Origin of the sequence: Kitasatospora sp. NPDC057692 (assembly GCF_042799475.1) — a bacterium.
In the GTDB taxonomy this organism is placed as follows: domain Bacteria; phylum Actinomycetota; class Actinomycetes; order Streptomycetales; family Streptomycetaceae; genus Kitasatospora.
Genome location: NZ_JBHVIV010000023.1, coordinates 62,727 through 80,056 on the forward strand (window position 1 = coordinate 62,727; position 17,330 = coordinate 80,056).

The window sequence follows — 17,330 nt, forward strand, 5'->3', positions numbered from 1 at the left end:
CTGGGCGCGACCCGAGTCCCCGCTCCGAGGAGGTCATCCCATGAACGTCACCGTGCGGCTCGCGCAGCAGCCCCAGGCCGACGAGCTGCTCGGGCGGAGCCCGCTCGCCGCGCTCGTCGGGATGCTGCTGGACCAGCAGGTGCCCATGGAGTGGGCGTTCACCGGGCCGCTCACCATCGCGCAGCGGCTGGGGCACGAGGACCTCGACGCCCACGAGATCGCCACCTACAACCCGGAGGAGTTCGTCGCGCTGCTCTGCGAGAAGCCCGCCGTGCACCGATATCCGGCGGCGATGGCGAAGCGGGTGCAGCAGCTCTGCCAGTTCCTGGTGGCGCAGTACGACGGTGACGCCGGCGCGTTGTGGAAGGACGTGGCCACCGGCCGCGAACTGCTCAGCCGGCTCAACGCCCTTCCGGGGTTCGGGAAGCAGAAGTCGCAGATCTTCCTCGCCCTCCTCGGCAAGCAGTACGGCGTGCAGCCGCAGGGCTGGCGCGAGGCGGCCGGGCTCTACGGCGAGGAGGGCTCGTTCCGCTCGGTCGCGGACATCACCGGGCCGGAGTCGCTGGAGCAGGTGCGTGCCACCAAGCAGGAGGTGAAGCGCGCCGCCAAGGAGGAGAAGGCCGCGAAGGAGGCCCAGGCGAAGGCCAAGGTCCGCGCCTGACCCGGCCCCACCCCCGCCACCCCCCTCACCCTCTCCCCCCGTCCCAGCCCTCACGCCCCCACGCCCCCACGCCCTCACGCCCGACGGGGGGGATATCCCCACCGCGGCCGCACCTGTTGCCGGGCCCCCGGGTCCACCTGGTACCCCCGTGGCCTGCGGGTTCTTCGACGGCCAGGCTGAACACATCCGAAATTTCCCGGTAAAAGGAACTCCCCGTGTTCAGCCTGAAGCCCTCCCACCGCCGTACCACCCGCGCCGCCGCCGTCGGCGCCCTCGCCGCCGCCGCCTGCGCCACCCTCATGGCGGGCAGCGCCGGGGCGATCGTCAACGGCGGCGAGGCCACCCGGAACTACCCGTTCATGGCGACGATCCCGGAGGCGGCCCCCACCCTCGGTCTGCTCGACGGCAACTGCGGCGCGTCCCTGATCGACCGGCAGTGGGTCCTGACGGCGGCCCACTGCGTCACCGGCGAGGGCCTCGAACTGGAGGGCACCGTCCGGATCGGCAGCGACCAGCGGAAGACCGGGGGCACCGTCCGGAAGATCGACCGGACCTTCGTCCACCCCGGCTACGTGAACGGCGAGGGCAAGGCCGCCAACAAGGACGACCTCGCCCTGGTCCGCCTCGACCGGCCGGTCACCGAACAGCCCGTCAGGATCGCGGACGCGGCCGGGAAGCCCGGCACCGCGACCCGGCTCCTCGGCTTCGGCACCACCGTCGACGCCCGTATGGCCTTTCCCGACCGGCTCCAGGAGCTGGACACCCGGCTGGGCGCCGAGTCCGAGTGCGCGCCCGGCTACGCGGGCCCGGACCGGCTCTGCACGATCACCGCCAAGCCGAAGGCCATGGCCTGTTTCGGGGACTCCGGCGGCCCGCAGCTCCAGAAGGGCCGCGACGAGCAGTGGGAGCTGGTCGGCGTCACCTCGGGTTCCGGCAACCCGGCGGTGCCGTGCTCGGAGGGGCCGGGGCTCTACACCAGTGCCCCCGCCTACGCGAACTGGATCAAGGACACCATGAAGGCCGACGACACCAAGGCCCCCGCGGCGAGCGGCACCGGCCTCGCCGAGACCGGGACGAACGACAACACCGCCGCGCTGGCCGGCGTGGCCGCGGTGCTGGTCCTCGCCGGTGGCGCCACCACCCTCGCGCTGCGCCGCCGCAAGGCGCGCCGTTCCGCCTGACACGCCGAGGGGCAGGCGGGCCGCCCGGTACGGAAGACCCGCCCGCCCCGGCACGGCCGGGTAGGCGTACCCGCCCCCGGCCGCGAACTCCGGCTCCAGGACGCGCCGCGCCGTAGCCGACCGAACGCAGCGCCGAGGAGTCCACCGGCGTACCGTTCACGGCCCTCCCGGGGGGGCGCACGAAGGCCCCGGCCGCGCACACCGCGCGCGACCGGGGCCCGACCCTCCCGGGCGGCTACACCAGGACCAGCTCCTGCTCGGTCTCCTCGGCGGCGACCGGAGCCGGGCCGGCCTTCCGCTGCCCGGGCAGCGCGAACATCAGCAGGAACACCACCGCCAGCACCCCGAGCACCCACCACATAGCGTGCTGGAACGCCCCGACGAAGGGCTCGCCGGCCACCGTCCCGGTCGGCACCGCGCCGAAGAACGCCACCGAGACCAGGCCCAGGCCGAGCGCCAGGCCCACCTGGTTCACCGTGTTGATCAGCCCGGACGCCGAACCGGCGTGCTCGCGCGGGACCTCGGCCAGCACCGCGTCGGTGATCGGCGCGACGATCAGGCCCATCCCGGCGCCCATCACCACCAGCGGCAGCGCCATCTGCCAGGGCGCGATGCCGGTGCCGTACCGGTGCGCCTCCGCGATGTAGACGAGCACCCCGGCCGCCATCACCAGCGCGCCCGCCTGGAGCACCTTGCGCCCGAACCGGGGGACGAGCTGCTGCACGGAGAGGCCGGCCGCCGTCGAGCAGGCGAGCGAGAACGGGATGCCGGTCGCGCCAGCCTTCAGCGGGCTCCAGCCGAGGCCCAGCTGCATGTAGAGGGTCCAGACCAGGAAGAAGATCCCGGTCACCACACCGAAGGTCAGCTGGACGCCGATGCCCGCCGCGAAGGACTTCACCCGGAACAGCGACAGCTCCACCAGTGGCGATCCGTCCCGCCGCGTCTTCACCCGCTCGTAGGCGACGAACAGCGCGAACACGGGCAGGCTGCCGGCCATCACCAGGTGGCCCCAGAGCGGCCAGCCGGCCTCCCGGCCGTGGGTCAGCGGGTAGATCAGCATCAGCAGTCCGGTGCTGGCCAGCAGCACGCCCGGCAGGTCCAGCCGCAGGGCGCGCTCGGCCTTCGACTCGCCGATGAAGACCCGGCCGAGCAGCAGGCCGGCGATGCCGACCGGCAGGTTGATCAGGAAGATCGGACGCCAGCCGAGGCCGAACACGTCCCACTCCGTCAGCACCGCGCCGATCAGCGGACCGCTGACCGCGCCGAGCCCGACCACCGCGCCGAACAGGCCGAACACCTTGCCGCGCTCCTCCGCCGGGAAGGTCGCGTGGACGATCGACAGCACCTGCGGCACCATCAGCGCCGCCGTCCCGCCCTGCAGGATCCGCGTCGCGACCAGCATCTCGGAGCCGCTCGCGAAGCCGCAGAGCGCCGAGGCGACGGTGAATCCGGCCATGCCGATCAGGAACAGCCGCTTCCGGCCGTAGACGTCGCCCAACCGGCCACCGGTGATCAGACCGATCGCGAAGGCCAGCGCATAGCCGCCGGTCACCCACTGCACGGCGGAGAAGGACGCGCCCGTGGACTCCTGGATGCTCGGGATCGCGATGTTCACGATCGTGACGTCCACCAGGTCCATGAAGGAGGCCGTCATCACGATCGCCAGCGCGATCCACCTCCGCCGGTCCGTCACCGCACCCGCCACCGGATCCACCACCCGGTCCGCCATCCCCGTCCCGCCCTTGCCCACCACATGCTCCTCATCGCCGTTCCTCGTCAGCACGTCGAGAAAACTACGGGGCTTCTAGGTCAGATCCTGACCGCGACTTCCGGCACCCTGGACCCCATGACCGACACCCCGGCACGACTCCTCAGCCTGCTCTCCCTCCTCCAGACCCCGCGCGAGTGGCCCGGCAGCGAGCTCGCCGAACGGCTCCAGGTCAGCCCGCGCACCATCCGCCGCGACATCGACCGGCTCCGCGAGCTCGGCTACCCGGTCGAGGCCACCATGGGGCCGGTCGGCGGCTACCGGCTGGTCGCGGGCACCGCGATGCCGCCGCTGCTGCTCGACGACGAGGAGGCCGTGGCCATCGCGGTCGGCCTGCGGGCGGCGGCCGGCCACGCCGTGGTCGGCATCGAGGAGGCCTCGGTGCGCGCCCTCGGCAAACTGCTCCAGGTGCTGCCCGCCCGGCTCCGGCACCGGGTCGCCACCCTCGACCGGGCCACCCTCCCGCTGCTCGGAGGGGACGGCCCGACCGTCGACCCGGAGGACCTCACCGTGATGGCCAACGCGGTGGCCAACCGCGAGCGCCTGCGCTTCGGCTACCGGGCCGGCGACGGCGCCCAGACCCGGCGCCAGGTCGAGCCCGACCGGCTGGTCTCGGCCGGCCGCCGCTGGTACCTGGTCGGCTTCGACCTCGACCGGGACGACTGGCGGCTGTTCCGGGTCGACCGGATCGGCGAGCCCTTCGCCACCGGCGCCCGCTTCACCCCGCGCCCGCTCCCCGCCGAGGACGCCGCCGCGTACGTCGCCGGCAAGCTCCGCCGCCAGTCGCCCACCCCGACCCTGGAGGCCACCCTCCACCTGTCCGCCGACGAGGCCCGCCACCGCCTGGGCGGCCACGGCGACGCCGACCAGGTCGACCCGGTCGACGAGCACACCTGCCGCCTCCGCTCGCACACCGACGCCCCCGACTGGCTGGCCGTCCGCCTCCTCATGCTCGACTGCGACTTCGAGGTCCACTCGCCCCCCGAGATGCGCACCCGCCTCCGCGCCCTCGCCACCCGCGCCGCCCGCGCCGCCGACCCGGCCTGAGAACGACGACGCCGCCGCCCGTGGTCGCACGGACGGCGGCGGCGGGGCTCCGGACGCGTCAGACGCCGAACTCGGCGGTGAGGACGGCGCGGGCCAGGGTGTGGAAGGTGATGTTGAAGCCGACCTGGGCCGGCGGGGCGTCGGCCGGGACGTCCAGGGCGTCGACGTCCAGGGCGTGGACGGCGAAGGCGTAGCGGTGGGCCGGGCCGGGCGGCGGGGCGGCGCCGTCGTACTTGTTGCCCGGGAAGTCGTTGCGGGCGTGGAAGGAGCGCTCGCCCGGCAGGTCGGCGTCCGAGGCACCGGCCCCGCGCGCCAGGGCGGTGGTGTCGGCGGGCAGGTTGAGCGCCAGCCAGTGCCACCAGCCGGACCCGGTCGGGGCGTCCGGGTCGTAGCAGGTGACGGCGATCGAGCGGGTGCCCTCCGGCAGGCCGGACCAGGCCAGCTGCGGCGAGAGGTTGTCCCCGCCGTAGACGAACTCCTTGGCCAGCGTCCCGCCGTCGGTGATGTCCTCGCTGGTCAGCGGGAAGGACGGCACCTGCGGCAGGAACTCGTACGGCAGCGGCGGACGCACACTCATGGAGGGTCACCTCTCGGCACGGCGGGAAGGGGGTGTCCGGCCCGGCTGCGGGCCGTCGGACAGGGTTCACCTTAGTGGGGTGACCAACCGCCCACCCCGGCCCTACAGTCGGGTCATGTCCCCGCGATTCGCCCGACTGCTCCGTGACTCCCGCGCCGCGCTGTTCACGATGCTCGGCACCCTGGCCGTCATCTGGGCGGTCCAGGTGGCGAACTGGCTCGACGACTACCGGCTCTCGTACGAGTACGGGATGAACTCCGGGAGGCTCACCGAGCTGCCGGACATGCTCACCATGCCGCTGCTGCACTTCGGTTGGGACCACATCGAGGCCAACTCCTGGCCGCTGTTCGCGTTCGGCTTCCTGGCCGCGTACCGGGGCATGAAGCGGTTCCTGCTGGCGACGGTGCTGATCGTGGTGGCCAGCGGGCTGACCGTCTGGTTCTTCGAACAGCCCGGCGTCGTCACGGCGGGGGCCAGCGGGGTGGTCTACGGGTACTTCGGCTACGTGGTGCTGCGCGGGGTCTTCGACCGCAACCTGGTGGACACGGTGATCGGCGTGGTCGTCGCCGCCGTGTACTCGTACCTGCTGCTGGGCGTGCTGCCGAGCGCCCAGGGCGTCAGCTGGCTGGGCCACCTGGGCGGGCTGATCGGCGGGCTGGTCGGCGCCTGGCTGCTGCGCGACCGCGGCGACCGGGCGCGCGGGGCCGCTGCCACGAGCGGCTCCCGGGCCGCCGCGCCCCCGACCGGCCCGGGCTCGGCGCTGCTCAAGGAGCTCGACGACCTGGGCATCTGAGGGCGGCGCCGCCCCGGCCAGGTATAGACCACTCCCTTCCGCTGCGGTTAGCGTGGGCGGGCACCCGCCCCCAGCTCCGGAGCCGCACCGTGGAGTCGTCCGTCCTCGCCTTCGCCACCGACCTCCTCGACGAGGGCGCCGACACCTTCTTCGGCAACCTCGCCGACCGGGCCGGGGTCGGCGGCGTCACCCTCGCCTCGGTCTACCACGGGGCCCGCGACGTCTTCCCGCACAACCCCCGCCGGGTGATCCGCTACCTGGAGCCGGGCGCCGCCTACTTCCGCCCCGACCCGGCCCGCTGGTCCGGACGGCGGCTGCGGCCCGCGCCGTCCACCGCGATCGGCGAGCGCGACCCGTTCGCCGAGGCCGCCGAGGAGGCCCGCCGGCGCGGCCTGAAGCTGCACGCCTGGACGGTCTTCTGCCACAACGACCGGCTCGGCTTCGAGCACCCGGACTGCGCCCCGGCCAACGCCTTCGGCGACCGCCACCTCACCGAGCTGTGCCCGGCCCACCCGGAGGTGCGCGCGTACGCCCGCACCCTGGTGGAGGAGCTGGCCCGGTACGGCGTCGACGCGGTCCGGGCGGAGTCGCTGCACTTCCACGGCCTGCGCCACGGCTACCACCACGAGCGCTACTTCGAGGAGCTGGGCCCGGCCGCCGAGGCGCTGCTCGGCCTCTGCTTCTGCCCGCACTGCCGGGCGGCGGCCGTCCGCGCGGGCGTGCCGGCCGACGAGGCCGCCGCGGCGGTCCGCGCCGAGCTGCGCCGCCGGCTGGCCGACGACGCGGCCGCCGCCGAACCGGCCGCGCTGGACGAACTGGCGGACGGCGCCGTCGCCGCCTACGTGGACGCCTCCGCCGCGACGGTGACCTCGCTGGCCGCCGAGCTGGCCGAGGAGGCGGCGCGGCACGGCATGCGGCTGAGCTTCATGGACGGCGGCGGGCCGGGCACCGGCTGGCTGTCCGGGATCGACCTGCCGGGGCTGGCCGGGGCCGCCCACCAGATCGAGACACTCGGCTACGCGCGCACCCCGGAGGAGGTCCGCGAGAAGGTCGCCGCCTTCGCCCTGCACGGGGTGCGTCCGCAGGACATGGCGGTGATCCTGCGCCCGATGGCCTCGGACTGCGACGGCCCGGAGAACCTCGCGGCCAAGATCGCCGTGCTGCGCGACCTGGGCGTGCCGGAGGTCGAGTTCTACCACTACGGCCTGATGCGCCTCTCCTCCCTCGACCGGATCGGCGCCGCCCTCGGCTGACCCGCGCCGCGCTCGGCCGGTCGACGCGTCGTCACGCGGTCGGGCCCGTTCACCGATTGGCCGAAACCGATCGATCAGCTGCGCGAAATAATCCTGACCATGCCAACATGCGGACCCTAAGCTCCCCCTCAGTCGTGATCATCCGACGAGGGGGAGCACTCCATGTCCGCACCACGGATCACCCGCCGCGGCCTGCTCGCCGGTGCCGCCGGCACCGCCGGCGCCGCCGCACTGGCCACCGCCGCCGGGGCCGCCGAGGCGAACGCCGCCACCGTCCCGGCCGCGAGCCCGTACGCCCTCAAGCTGCCGCACCAGATCGAGGCCGAGGCGCTGGTCGACAATCTGCGTCTGCGCCCCTGGGAGCACCTCGCCAACCGGTACAAGCGGGCCGGCGAGTTCGAGGACGTCCCCACCAGCGTCCGCTGGGGCACCGCCGGCCACCCGGAGGAGTTCTCCACCCTCTCCCAGTGCTCCTCGTTCCTCACCCTGGTGCTCCAGCGCGCCTACGGCACCGCGCCCACCGCGCCCGCCGGCACCCCGCTGCCCTGGGGCGGCTACAGCTACGGCTGGGCGACCCGGGAGTACTTCCAGCAGTACTTCATCAAGGATCCGGCCAACACCAACCCGTACCCGACGGCGGAGAAGTACCAGCAGGCCTTCCTGGACACCGCCGCGCTCCCGCACTTCACCCGGGTCACCAAGCCGGTGAACCTCCGCCCCGGCGACCTGGTGGCCCTGGACTACTACCCGGGCGAGGACAACACCAAGCCGTACACCGGGCACATCGTCATGATCCGCGAGCGCAAGGGCACCTGGTCGGAGCCGGCCGTGGACGCCAAGGTCGGCCGCCCGGTCGTCCCGTACGTCTTCGAGGTCATCGACTGCACCAGCGACCCGCACGGCAACCCGGCGCTCGGCGGCACCGCCACCGACCTCTTCCGGGCCTTCCCGGACACCCGGATCGAGGAGGTCCCGGGCACCGCCGGCGCCTCCACCTGGAAGGAGCACGACGGCGTCGGCTACGGCCACATGGTCCTCTACGCCGACGCCGACACCAAGCTGTTCGCGGGCTACCGCTGGAGCCTGAACACCACCGTGCCGCGCACCGTCGCCGAGCGCCCGATCTCGGCCGGACGGGTCTGGCTCAGCGACGGCCTCTGACCCGCGGACGGCCGTTCAGCGGCGCCGCCGGGACGTCCCGAACAGGCTCCGGGAGATCTCCCTCCCGAGCTGCGTCCCGGCGGAGCGGGCGAAGGACTTCAGCGCCGGGTTGCCCAGCAGCGACCCGAGCAGCCCGGCCCCCTCCTTCTCCCGACCGCGCGCCGGCTCCCGATCCGGCTCCCGCCGCGCCTGCGCCTCTGTCTCCTGCGCGGACGCCGGCACCGGCTCCGCCTCCGGCCGGGCCGCCCGCGCCGCCAGCTTCTCGTACGCCGACTCCCGGTCGATCGCGTCCCGGTACTTCCCCACCAGCGCCGACCCGTCCACCGCCGCCCGCAGCGCCGCCGCCTCCAGCGGCCCCATCAGCGACTGCGGCGCGCGCAGCCTGGTCGCCGCGACCGGCGTGGGCGCGCCCTTCTCCGACAGCACCGTGACCACCGCCTCACCCGTCCCCAGCGAGGTCAGCACCTCCCCCAGGTCGTACGCGGGCGACTTCGGGAAGGTCGAGACGGTCGCCTTGAGCGCCTTGGCGTCGTCCGGGGTGAACGCCCGCAGCGCGTGCTGCACCCGGTTGCCCAGCTGCGCCAGCACGTCCCCCGGCACGTCCTTCGGCGTCTGGGTGACGAAGAAGATCCCCACCCCCTTCGAGCGGATCAGCCGCACGGTCTGGGTGATCGCCTCCAGGAAGGCCTTGGAGGCGCCCTTGAACAGCAGGTGCGCCTCGTCGAAGAAGAAGACCAGCTTCGGCCGGTCGAGGTCCCCGACCTCGGGCAGCTCCTGGTAGAGGTCGGCGAGCAGCCACATCAGGAAGGTCGAGAAGAGCCGCGGCCGGTCCTGCACCGCGGGCAGCTCCAGCACCGAGACCACGCCCCGCCCGTCCGCCGCCCGCCGCAGCAGCTCGGCGGTGTCGAACTCCGGCTCGCCGAAGAACGCCCCGGCGCCCTCGTTCTCCAGCAGGGTGAGCGAACGCAGGATCACCCCGGCGGTGGCGGCGGAGAGCCCGCCGATCCCCTTCAACTCCTCCTTGCCCGCGGGCGAGGTGAGGAAGGTGATGACCGCCGTGAGGTCCTTGAGGTCGTACAGCTCCAGGCCCTGCCGGTCGGCGTAGTGGAAGACCAGGCCGAGCGAGGCCTCCTGGGTCTCGTTCAGGTCCAGCACCTTGGACAGCAGCAGCGGTCCGAAGCTGGTCACCGTCGCCCGCAGCGGGATCCCGGTGCCCTGGCCGCCCAGCGCGTAGAACTCGGCGGGACAGCCGCGGGCCTGCCAGTCCTGGCCGACCTCGGCGGCCCGGGCGGCGGTCCGCCCGCCCGGCTCGCCGGGCGCGGCCACCCCGGAGACGTCGCCCTTGATGTCGGCGAGGAACACCGGCACGCCCTGGGCGGAGAGCTGTTCGGCGATCAGCTGGAGGGTCTTGGTCTTCCCGGTGCCGGTGGCGCCCGCCACCAGCCCGTGCCGGTTGAGCACCCCGAGCGGCACCCGCACCGGCGCACCGGGGTACGCGGCGCCGTCCAGCAGCACCGCGCCGAGGTCCAGCGCGGGCCCGGTGAAGGCGTACCCGTCGGCGATCTCCTGGACGGCGGACGGAACGGCAGGTGACATCGGACACCCTCCGGAAGGGCACGGCGGACCGGCTGAACGGTCGACGGCCGCGCGGGACCTACACGACATTTCCCATGAAACAGCCGCAATCCCCCGCCCGCAGCCCGGACCCGTGCGCGTGGCGGCGCCGCGGCTGCTGCGCCATCCGCCGCCCAAACGGTAGGCTTTCCGTGTGATCTTCAAGCGCATCGGCAATGGGCGGCCGTACCCGGATCACGGCCGTACCAGCACCCGCCAGTGGGCGGACGTCGCCCCGCGCCCGGTGCGACTCGACCAGCTGGTGACCACCAAGGGACAACTGGATCTGGAAACCCTCCTGGCGGAGGACTCCACCTTCTACGGGGACCTCTTCGCGCACGTCGTGAAGTGGCACGGTGACCTGTACCTGGAGGACGGACTGCACCGGGCGGTCCGCGCCGCGCTCCAGCAGCGCCAGGTGCTGCACGCGCGCGTCCTCGAAATGGAATGACCGGGGGGCCGGCCTCCCGGCCCCGCACGCGTTCGGACCGCCCTCCGGCCAGCCCGGCAGGGCGGTCCGTTCGTACCCGGGTCCGGTCGCGGTGCCGCCATTCGGGTACCGGCGTACTCCTGATGATGATCGTTTAGTACCTTCACCGCTGTACGGCACTAATCTGCTAACTACGGCCGCGAGGGCGTTCGCGTGACACCGCGTTCGCGCGACTGAGCGCCCGGCCCACCGTCACCCGATCCCCGCCCCGGCACGAGGGGGAGACAAACCGTGAGCATGTTGACTCCCCAAGGCCTGAAGGGGAAGCAGTACCGGATCACCGGCAACTCCTATCCGCGGCTGGGCCGCCCGCCGAAGAAGAGCCGCAAGGTGTTCGCGCTGATCGGCGCGCTGCTCGCACTGGCCCTGATCGGGCTCGGCGGCGTCCAGCTCTGGGACATCTTCAGCGGCAAGGGCAAGAACGCCTCCGCCGAGGCCTGTGCCACCCCGTCCGGCAAGCCGCTGGCCGCCCCGGCCCCGGACGCGGCGCCGACCGCGCCGGGCTCCGCCGCCGCGCCGATCGACCCGGCGGCCGTGCCGCAGCCGGCGGCGGTCACCGTGAACGTCTACAACGCCACCGCCAAGGCCGGACTGGCCGCCCGCACCGCCGAGGAGCTGAAGAAGCGCGGCTTCGCCATCGGCAAGGTCGGCAACGCCCCGGCCGAGCTGGACAAGAAGGTGCCCGGCACCGCCCAGGTGATCGCCGGCCCGGCCGGCGCCGGGGCGTCCACCCTGGTCGGCTCGGTGATCGCGGGCGCGACCAGCACCGCCGACGCCCGCACCGACGGCACCGTGGACTTCGTCATCGGCGACAGCTACAACGCGCTGCTGGACGAGACCCAGGCCGCCGCCGCGCTGGCGCTGGCCACCAAGCCGGTCCCGGCCCCGAGCTCCACCGGCAGCTGCTGACCGGCGGCGCAGGACGGACGAAGCCCCCCGGCAGCGCGCCGGGGGGCTTTCCGTCGACCGGGGGTCCGGAGGGGTTCAGCCCGCCGTGCCGTACAGCCGGTCGCCCGCGTCGCCGAGGCCCGGGACGATGTAGCCGTTCTCGTTCAGCCGCTCGTCGACGGCCGCGGTGACCACGGTGACCGGCAGGCCGGCCAGCTCGCGCTCCATCACCACGACGCCCTCGGGGGAGGCCAGCAGCACCACGGCGGTGACGTCGGTGGCGCCGCGCTCGATCAGCATCCGGATCGCCGCGACCAGCGTGCCGCCGGTGGCCAGCATCGGGTCGAGCACGTACACCTGGCGGCCGGAGAGGTCGTCCGGCATCCGGGTGGCGTAGGTGGAGGCCTCCAGGGTCTCCTCGTTGCGCACCATGCCCAGGAAGCCGACCTCGGCGGTCGGCAGCAGCCGGGTCATGCCGTCCAGCATGCCGAGGCCGGCCCGCAGGATCGGCACCACCAGCGGGCGCGGGTACGACAGCCGGGTGCCGGTGGTCACGGCCACCGGGGTGGTGATCTCCACCTCGTCGGTGCGGACGTCCCGGGTGGCCTCGTACGCGAGGAGGGTCACCAGCTCGTCGGTCAGGCGACGGAAGGTCGGCGAGTCGGTGCGCTCGTCGCGCAGGGTGGAGAGCTTGTGGGCGACCAGGGGGTGGTCGACGACGTGGATCCGCATGCATCGAGGTTAGCCCGGGTCCGGACGCCCGTACGACACGCCGTGCCAGGCCGGGCCGTAGGCCGACCCGGGCGGGTGCGGCTTCCACCGTGACGCGCCGTGACGCCGGGAGAATGTCCGGACGGATCGGCCTCCTGTGGTATCAATCCGGCCGATCGGGGAAAGTCACGTCCTATGACGAGCAACCCGAACCCCGGGAACGGCTCGGCGGACGGGGCCGCGGCCCCGTCGGGCGGCCGCTCGGCCCCGCCCCCGGACCGGCCGGAGACCGAGGCGGAGCGCCGCAGGCGCCGCGCCGTCTTCCTGCGCGAGCTCACCGAGGCCCGTGAACTCCGCGAGCGGGTGCAGCCCCGCCGGACCAAGGAACGCCGGATGCGCGAAGCGATGCGGATGCGAACCTTCCGCATCTGACACCCCCTCCACGGCTTCTCCACACTCCCGCTGCCGCCCCGTCGCCGTTCACCGTCCGGCGGCCAACCCTTCCGACACGACCTGCAAAGACGCGCTGCAGAACACCCCCCGCAGAGCCTTGCTTTCTGTCACGATTCCGATGGGACGGTCCGAACAGCGGACCGCCTCTGGCGCGGGGGCGGCCAGTTCCGCGCCGCCCGCGAGCGCCGACAGCCGAGACCGAGATCTTGGGAGTGTCCCTGGTGGCGTACTTCGCTGCAGTGCTTGCTCGCACCGAGGACGGGTGGGATGTGAGCGAGACGGAGCTCGACGACGTCGAAACCCTCGCCGACCTCGCCGACCTGGCCCGCGAAGCGGCCCAGGACGACGACAGCGTCCTGGTCTTCGTCGAACAGGAGGACGCGTGGTTCGCCATCGTCCGGGTGGACGGCGAGGAGGACCCGCGGATCTTCGTGTCCGACGGCGCCGCCGCCGCGCGCAGCTCCTACGGCTCCGTCCTCACCGACGAGCTGGTCGACCAGGCCGGCGAGAGCGAGTTTGGCGACCTCGACAACCTGGTCGCCGAGCTGGAGGACGGTGCGGAGACCGAGGAGCAGGAGGACGACGAGGACGGCGAGGGCCGTGACGGCGTCCCGGTCGGCCCGCTCGGCGACTCCCACCTGCTGACCGAGTTCGGCCTCGCCTCCGAGGAACTGCTCGCCCTCAGCGGCGAGGGCGCGGTGCCCGGCGACGCCCTGGAGGAGATCGCCGAGGCGCTCGGCTGCGGCGAGGTCCTGGAGGCCGTCCGGTAACGCACCGTGCCCGCCCTCCGGACGGCCGGGCCGCCGCCATGCCCGACACTGGATGCCATGCAGTCCGCCCGCCCGATCCCGCCGCTACCCGCTCCCGTCCGCCCCGACCCGGTCCGCGACCGCTGGGCGGCGCCGATGCGCCTCGCCATCGCCGAGGCCGCCCTGGCGCCGGCCACCGGTGACGTCCCGGTCGGGGCGCTCGTCCTCGGCCCCGACGGCGAGGTCCTCGGCCGCGGCCACAACGAGCGCGAGGCCGTCGGCGACCCGACCGCCCACGCCGAGGTGGTCGCCATCCGCGAGGCGGCGGCGAAACTCGGCGCGTGGCGGCTGAGCGGGTGCACGCTGGTCGTGACCCTGGAGCCCTGCACGATGTGCGCGGGCGCGATCGTGCTCTCCCGGATCGACCGCGTGGTCTACGGCGCCCTCGACGAGAAGGCCGGCGCGGCCGGCTCGCTCTTCGACGTGATGCGCGACCGGCGGCTCAACCACCGGCCCGAGGTGATCCGGGGCGTCCTCGCCGACGAGTGCGGCGAGCAGCTGCGCGCCTTCTTCGACACCCACCGCTGACACCCACCGCTGACACCCACCGCTGACACCGGCCGCCGGCCCCTGCCGCCCGCCGACAGCCCCGCCGGGCCCCTCCCCGGATACGGATTTCGTTCCCGCGCCACCCGTCCGGTAGAGTTCCCCTCGGTAGCGTGTCCGAGCGGCCAAAGGAGCACGCCTCGAAAGCGTGTGTGGGGGCAACTCCACCGTGGGTTCGAATCCCACCGCTACCGCCAGCAGGCCCGAAGGCCCGTCCGGTTCGACCGGACGGGCCTTCGGCGTTCCCGCGCACCCTCGAACGCGGAAAGGGCTCCGTACCCGTCGGCCGATGACCACCAACGCCTGTCGAGTACGGAGCCTGGAAGAGGGGGAGCGGCTCGGGGGGACTGACCGCTCCCCCGGGCGGAGTCCCACAACCGGGGCCGCGTCGGGGGGAAGTCGCGGCGCCCGGTCCCACAGCGGGGAGCTCCGGATCCACGTACCGGGGATTCCTGCCAGATCCTCGGTACATCAACCATCCTGCCGTCCGCCGACGGCCGGGGCACCCGGAGAAAGGCCCCTGTCGCGGGGACCTTCGTCCCGGCAGGTGAACGCGTCGCTCACGTGATAGGCCGTCCGGGTGGATAAGCTGCCCGTTGCACCGGGCCGCTCGGGGACCTGGTGACGACGGCCCGCAGCGGGGAGGAAGGTCACCGGATGGCGCAGGCGAAGAAGATCGGAATGGTCCTCCTGCTCGTCTTCGTGCTCTACACGATCATCACTTCGCCCGCCCGCGCGGCCGAACTGGTCCAGTTGGGGTTCGAAGGCATCTCGAACGCCGCCAAGGCGGTCGGCACCTTCATGACCGGCCTGGTGAAGTAGCCCGGACCCCACCGGCTACGGTGGGCCCGACACCCGACCCCGTCCGCGAGGAGCGGCACCGTGATCCGCCACCTGGTCCTGTTCAAGCTCAACGAAGGCGTCAGCAAGGACGACGAGCGCGCGCTCGCCGGCGCCAAGGCCTTCGCCGAGCTCGGCCCGGTCGTTCCCGAGCTGCGCGAGTGGGAGTGCGGCTGGAACACCACCGACCGCGACATCGCCCACGACTACGCCATCAACAGCCTCGTCGAGGACCGCGAGGCCCTCCAGTCGTACCTCACCCACCCGGCCCACCAGGCCGCGGCGGCGCAGTGGCGCGAGTTCGCCACCTGGGTGATCGCCGACATCGAGGTCTGAGCCCGGCGCGTCCCCCGGACGGCCCGCGGCGCCCCGCCCGACATCCGGGCGGGGCGCCGTGCGCTGTCCGGGAACGACCCTTCCCCCGCACCGCCGCCGCACCCCGACGGGCCCGGACGGCGCACCAACACACCTCCGCGCGGTACTTGCCCGACGCGTGCCCGCCTTGTGATGCTATGACCGGTTTTGCCGGACATGGCGAGGGCGGTGAACGAGACGCGACACCCGGTCCGCAGGTCCCGCCGTTGTCGACTTTGGGAGGGGTGACGTGTCCGTGCGGACACCAGGGAGCGCGCCGGACGACGAGGTGCTGGCCGCCGTGATCAGCCCGGCCGGCGAGCTCCGCCCGGATCGCCTGCGCGGCCCCGGCGGCCGCCCCGTCGTCGACGTCCGCACCCTCACCCGGGTGCTCTTCGAGCGGCTCGCCGAGCTGCCCCCGGACGCCCCCGAGCGCGAGCGGGTCAGGGCCGCGCTGATCGAGGTCAACATCCCCCTCGTCCGGTACGCCGCCACCCGCTTCCGCAGCCGCAGCGAGCCGATGGAGGACGTCGTCCAGGTCGGCACCATCGGCCTGATCAACGCCATCGACCGGTTCGACCCCGGCCGCGGCGTGCAGTTCCCCACCTACGCGCTGCCGACCATCCTCGGCGAGATCAAGCGCTACTTCCGGGACAACGTCCGCACCATGCACGTCCCGCGCCGGCTCCAGGAGCTCTGGGTGCAGGTCAGCGGCGCCATGGAGGAGCTGACCGTGCTGCACGGCCGGGCCCCCAAGGTGCCGGAGATCGCCGCCAGCCTGCGCATCCCCGAGGAGGACGTCCGGGCCTGCCTGGACGCCGGACGGGCGTACAACGCGGCCTCGCTGGAGGCCGCCCAGGAGCACGAGGGCGGGCTGGCGCTGCTCGACCGGCTCGGCTACGAGGACTCCGCGCTGGCCGAGGTCGAGCACCGGGACATGGTCCGCCACCTGCTGGTGCAGCTGCCCGAGCGGGAGCGCCGGATCGTCATGCTGCGGTTCTTCGCCAATCTGACCCAGTCGCAGATCAGCACCGAGCTGGGGATGTCCCAGATGCACGTCTCCCGGCTGCTGTCGCGGATCCTCACCAGGCTGCGGACCGGGAACTCCTGGGAGGACTGACCGCCGGCACCGTTACGGCGCGATAGCGGCCCGTCACCGCCGCGTGACATCTTGCGACGCTCGGGTTTGCCGGGGACCGTGAGCCGGTATGCAGGGTGGGAGGGGGCCGGCCGCGGGCGCGGGAACGTTCCGACGGCGGCACCCGTTGGACCGTCAGTCACGAGGGGGTGGGTGCATGTCCGGAGATGTGGGCACTGCGGAGATCCACGCTGCACCGTCCGGCGCCGCGGAGATCCCGCTCCAGCGCGCCGCGACCGCGCCGGACGCCGGGCTCGACACCCGGACGCTCTCCCGCTCCCTCTTCGGGCGCCTGGCCGCCCTCGACCCGGGCAGCGCCGAGCACACCTACGTCCGCGACACCCTGATCGAGCTCAACCTGCCGCTGGTCCGCTACGCCTCGGCGCGCTTCCGCAGCCGCAACGAGCCGATGGAGGACATCGTCCAGGTCGGCACCATCGGGCTGATCAAGGCGATCGACCGGTTCGACCCGGAGCGCGGGGTCGAGTTCCCGACCTTCGCGATGCCGACGGTGGTCGGCGAGATCAAGCGCTTCTTCCGGGACACCAGCTGGTCGGTGCGGGTGCCCCGGCGGCTCCAGGAGCTGCGGCTGGCGCTCACCAAGGCCGGCGACGAGCTCTCCCAGCGCCTCGACCGCTCCCCCACCGTGGCCGAGCTGGCCGCCTGCCTCGGCGTCAGCGAGGAGGACGTGGTGGAGGGCCTGGCGGTCGGCAACGCGTACACCGCCAGCTCGCTGGACTCCAGCCCGAGCGAGGAGGACGGCGAGGGCCCGCTGGCCGATCGGCTCGGCTACGAGGACCTCGCGCTGGAGGGCGTGGAGTACCGGGAGTCGCTCAAACCGCTGCTGGCCAAGCTGCCGCCGCGCGAGCGCCGGATCATCATGCTGCGGTTCTTCGGCAACCTGACCCAGTCCCAGATCGGCGAGGAGATCGGCATCTCGCAGATGCACGTCTCGCGGCTGCTGACCAAGACCCTCACCCAGCTCCGCGAGGGCCTGACCGCCGAGGGGTGAGCCCCGCCGGGCCCGGCGGGGTCCCGGGGCCGTC

At 73.3% G+C, this 17,330-nt stretch carries 19 protein-coding genes and 1 tRNA gene; 16 read left to right on the forward strand and 4 right to left on the reverse strand.

Going from position 1 to position 17,330, the window contains the following annotated elements; all coding sequences use genetic code 11:
- Positions 1–40: 40 nt before the first annotated feature.
- Both ACFVFS_RS15635 and ACFVFS_RS15640 read left to right on the forward strand, forming a co-directional pair.
- Positions 41–661, forward strand: a complete 621-nt coding sequence (locus tag ACFVFS_RS15635) for an HhH-GPD-type base excision DNA repair protein (protein ID WP_380624295.1) — start codon at positions 41–43, stop codon at positions 659–661.
- A 215-nt stretch (positions 662–876) separates the two neighbouring features.
- Entirely contained in the window at positions 877–1,842 is a 966-nt protein-coding gene (locus ACFVFS_RS15640; RefSeq protein WP_380624297.1) for a S1 family peptidase, read from the forward strand.
- A 235-nt stretch (positions 1,843–2,077) separates the two neighbouring features.
- On the opposite strand, the gene ACFVFS_RS15645 is transcribed toward ACFVFS_RS15640, so the two are convergent.
- On the reverse strand, positions 2,078–3,571 hold the full coding sequence (locus tag ACFVFS_RS15645; RefSeq protein ID WP_380624349.1) for an MFS transporter: 1,494 nt from the start codon (positions 3,569–3,571) through the stop codon (positions 2,078–2,080).
- A gap of 117 nt (positions 3,572–3,688) precedes the next feature.
- Here ACFVFS_RS15645 and ACFVFS_RS15650 point away from each other — a divergent pair, with 117 nt between their 5' ends.
- Positions 3,689–4,657: a helix-turn-helix transcriptional regulator gene (locus ACFVFS_RS15650; protein ID WP_380624299.1), complete on the forward strand. Its 969-nt coding sequence runs from the start codon at positions 3,689–3,691 to the stop codon at positions 4,655–4,657.
- Positions 4,658–4,715: 58 nt separating this feature from the next.
- Here ACFVFS_RS15650 and ACFVFS_RS15655 read toward each other — a convergent pair whose 3' ends face one another.
- The gene (locus tag ACFVFS_RS15655) at positions 4,716–5,234 is read right to left on the reverse strand and encodes a YbhB/YbcL family Raf kinase inhibitor-like protein (protein WP_380624301.1); all 519 of its coding nucleotides are present in this window, start codon (positions 5,232–5,234) and stop codon (positions 4,716–4,718) included.
- Between the two features lie 115 nt (positions 5,235–5,349).
- Between ACFVFS_RS15655 and ACFVFS_RS15660 the strand changes: the two genes are divergently transcribed.
- The 3 genes from ACFVFS_RS15660 (at position 5,350) to ACFVFS_RS15670 (ending at position 8,441) form a co-directional block, all read left to right on the forward strand.
- On the forward strand, positions 5,350–6,027 hold the full coding sequence (locus ACFVFS_RS15660) for a rhomboid family intramembrane serine protease (protein WP_380624303.1): 678 nt from the start codon (positions 5,350–5,352) through the stop codon (positions 6,025–6,027).
- A gap of 89 nt (positions 6,028–6,116) precedes the next feature.
- Positions 6,117–7,280, forward strand: a complete 1,164-nt coding sequence (locus ACFVFS_RS15665; RefSeq protein WP_380624305.1) for a hypothetical protein — start codon at positions 6,117–6,119, stop codon at positions 7,278–7,280.
- 162 nt (positions 7,281–7,442) lie between these two features.
- Positions 7,443–8,441, forward strand: coding sequence for a hypothetical protein (locus ACFVFS_RS15670; RefSeq protein ID WP_380624307.1), 999 nt, complete (start codon positions 7,443–7,445; stop codon positions 8,439–8,441).
- A 15-nt stretch (positions 8,442–8,456) separates the two neighbouring features.
- Here ACFVFS_RS15670 and ACFVFS_RS15675 read toward each other — a convergent pair whose 3' ends face one another.
- Positions 8,457–10,037 (reverse strand): helicase HerA-like domain-containing protein, encoded by a 1,581-nt coding sequence (locus ACFVFS_RS15675; RefSeq protein ID WP_380624309.1) that lies wholly within the window; start codon positions 10,035–10,037, stop codon positions 8,457–8,459.
- 172 nt (positions 10,038–10,209) lie between these two features.
- On the opposite strand from ACFVFS_RS15675, the gene ACFVFS_RS15680 reads away from it, so the two are divergent.
- Positions 10,210–10,506, forward strand: a complete 297-nt coding sequence (locus tag ACFVFS_RS15680) for a type II toxin-antitoxin system VapB family antitoxin (protein WP_030061387.1) — start codon at positions 10,210–10,212, stop codon at positions 10,504–10,506.
- 276 nt (positions 10,507–10,782) lie between these two features.
- A complete protein-coding gene (locus ACFVFS_RS15685) occupies positions 10,783–11,454 on the forward strand; it encodes a LytR C-terminal domain-containing protein (RefSeq protein ID WP_380624351.1) in 672 nt (223 codons plus the stop codon).
- Positions 11,455–11,529: 75 nt separating this feature from the next.
- On the opposite strand, the gene upp is transcribed toward ACFVFS_RS15685, so the two are convergent.
- The gene (gene upp / locus ACFVFS_RS15690; RefSeq protein WP_380285999.1) at positions 11,530–12,165 is read right to left on the reverse strand and encodes a uracil phosphoribosyltransferase; all 636 of its coding nucleotides are present in this window, start codon (positions 12,163–12,165) and stop codon (positions 11,530–11,532) included.
- 174 nt (positions 12,166–12,339) lie between these two features.
- On the opposite strand from upp, the gene ACFVFS_RS15695 reads away from it, so the two are divergent.
- The 8 genes from ACFVFS_RS15695 (at position 12,340) to ACFVFS_RS15730 (ending at position 17,296) form a co-directional block, all read left to right on the forward strand.
- Positions 12,340–12,576, forward strand: a complete 237-nt coding sequence (locus ACFVFS_RS15695; RefSeq protein ID WP_380624311.1) for a hypothetical protein — start codon at positions 12,340–12,342, stop codon at positions 12,574–12,576.
- Between the two features lie 242 nt (positions 12,577–12,818).
- Entirely contained in the window at positions 12,819–13,367 is a 549-nt protein-coding gene (locus ACFVFS_RS15700) for a tRNA adenosine deaminase-associated protein (RefSeq protein ID WP_380624313.1), read from the forward strand.
- 57 nt (positions 13,368–13,424) lie between these two features.
- Positions 13,425–13,934, forward strand: a complete 510-nt coding sequence (tadA, locus tag ACFVFS_RS15705) for a tRNA adenosine(34) deaminase TadA (RefSeq protein WP_380624314.1) — start codon at positions 13,425–13,427, stop codon at positions 13,932–13,934.
- A 125-nt stretch (positions 13,935–14,059) separates the two neighbouring features.
- Positions 14,060–14,149: transfer RNA gene (locus ACFVFS_RS15710), tRNA-Ser, on the forward strand.
- 484 nt (positions 14,150–14,633) lie between these two features.
- A complete protein-coding gene (locus tag ACFVFS_RS15715) occupies positions 14,634–14,774 on the forward strand; it encodes a hypothetical protein (RefSeq protein WP_376086974.1) in 141 nt (46 codons plus the stop codon).
- A gap of 60 nt (positions 14,775–14,834) precedes the next feature.
- A complete protein-coding gene (locus ACFVFS_RS15720) occupies positions 14,835–15,128 on the forward strand; it encodes a Dabb family protein (RefSeq protein ID WP_380624315.1) in 294 nt (97 codons plus the stop codon).
- Positions 15,129–15,396: 268 nt separating this feature from the next.
- Complete coding sequence (locus ACFVFS_RS15725) at positions 15,397–16,266, forward strand: RNA polymerase sigma factor SigF (RefSeq protein ID WP_376086824.1); 870 nt, start codon at positions 15,397–15,399, stop codon at positions 16,264–16,266.
- A 175-nt stretch (positions 16,267–16,441) separates the two neighbouring features.
- Positions 16,442–17,296 (forward strand): RNA polymerase sigma factor SigF, encoded by an 855-nt coding sequence (locus tag ACFVFS_RS15730; RefSeq protein WP_380624316.1) that lies wholly within the window; start codon positions 16,442–16,444, stop codon positions 17,294–17,296.
- Positions 17,297–17,330 lie beyond the last annotated feature (34 nt).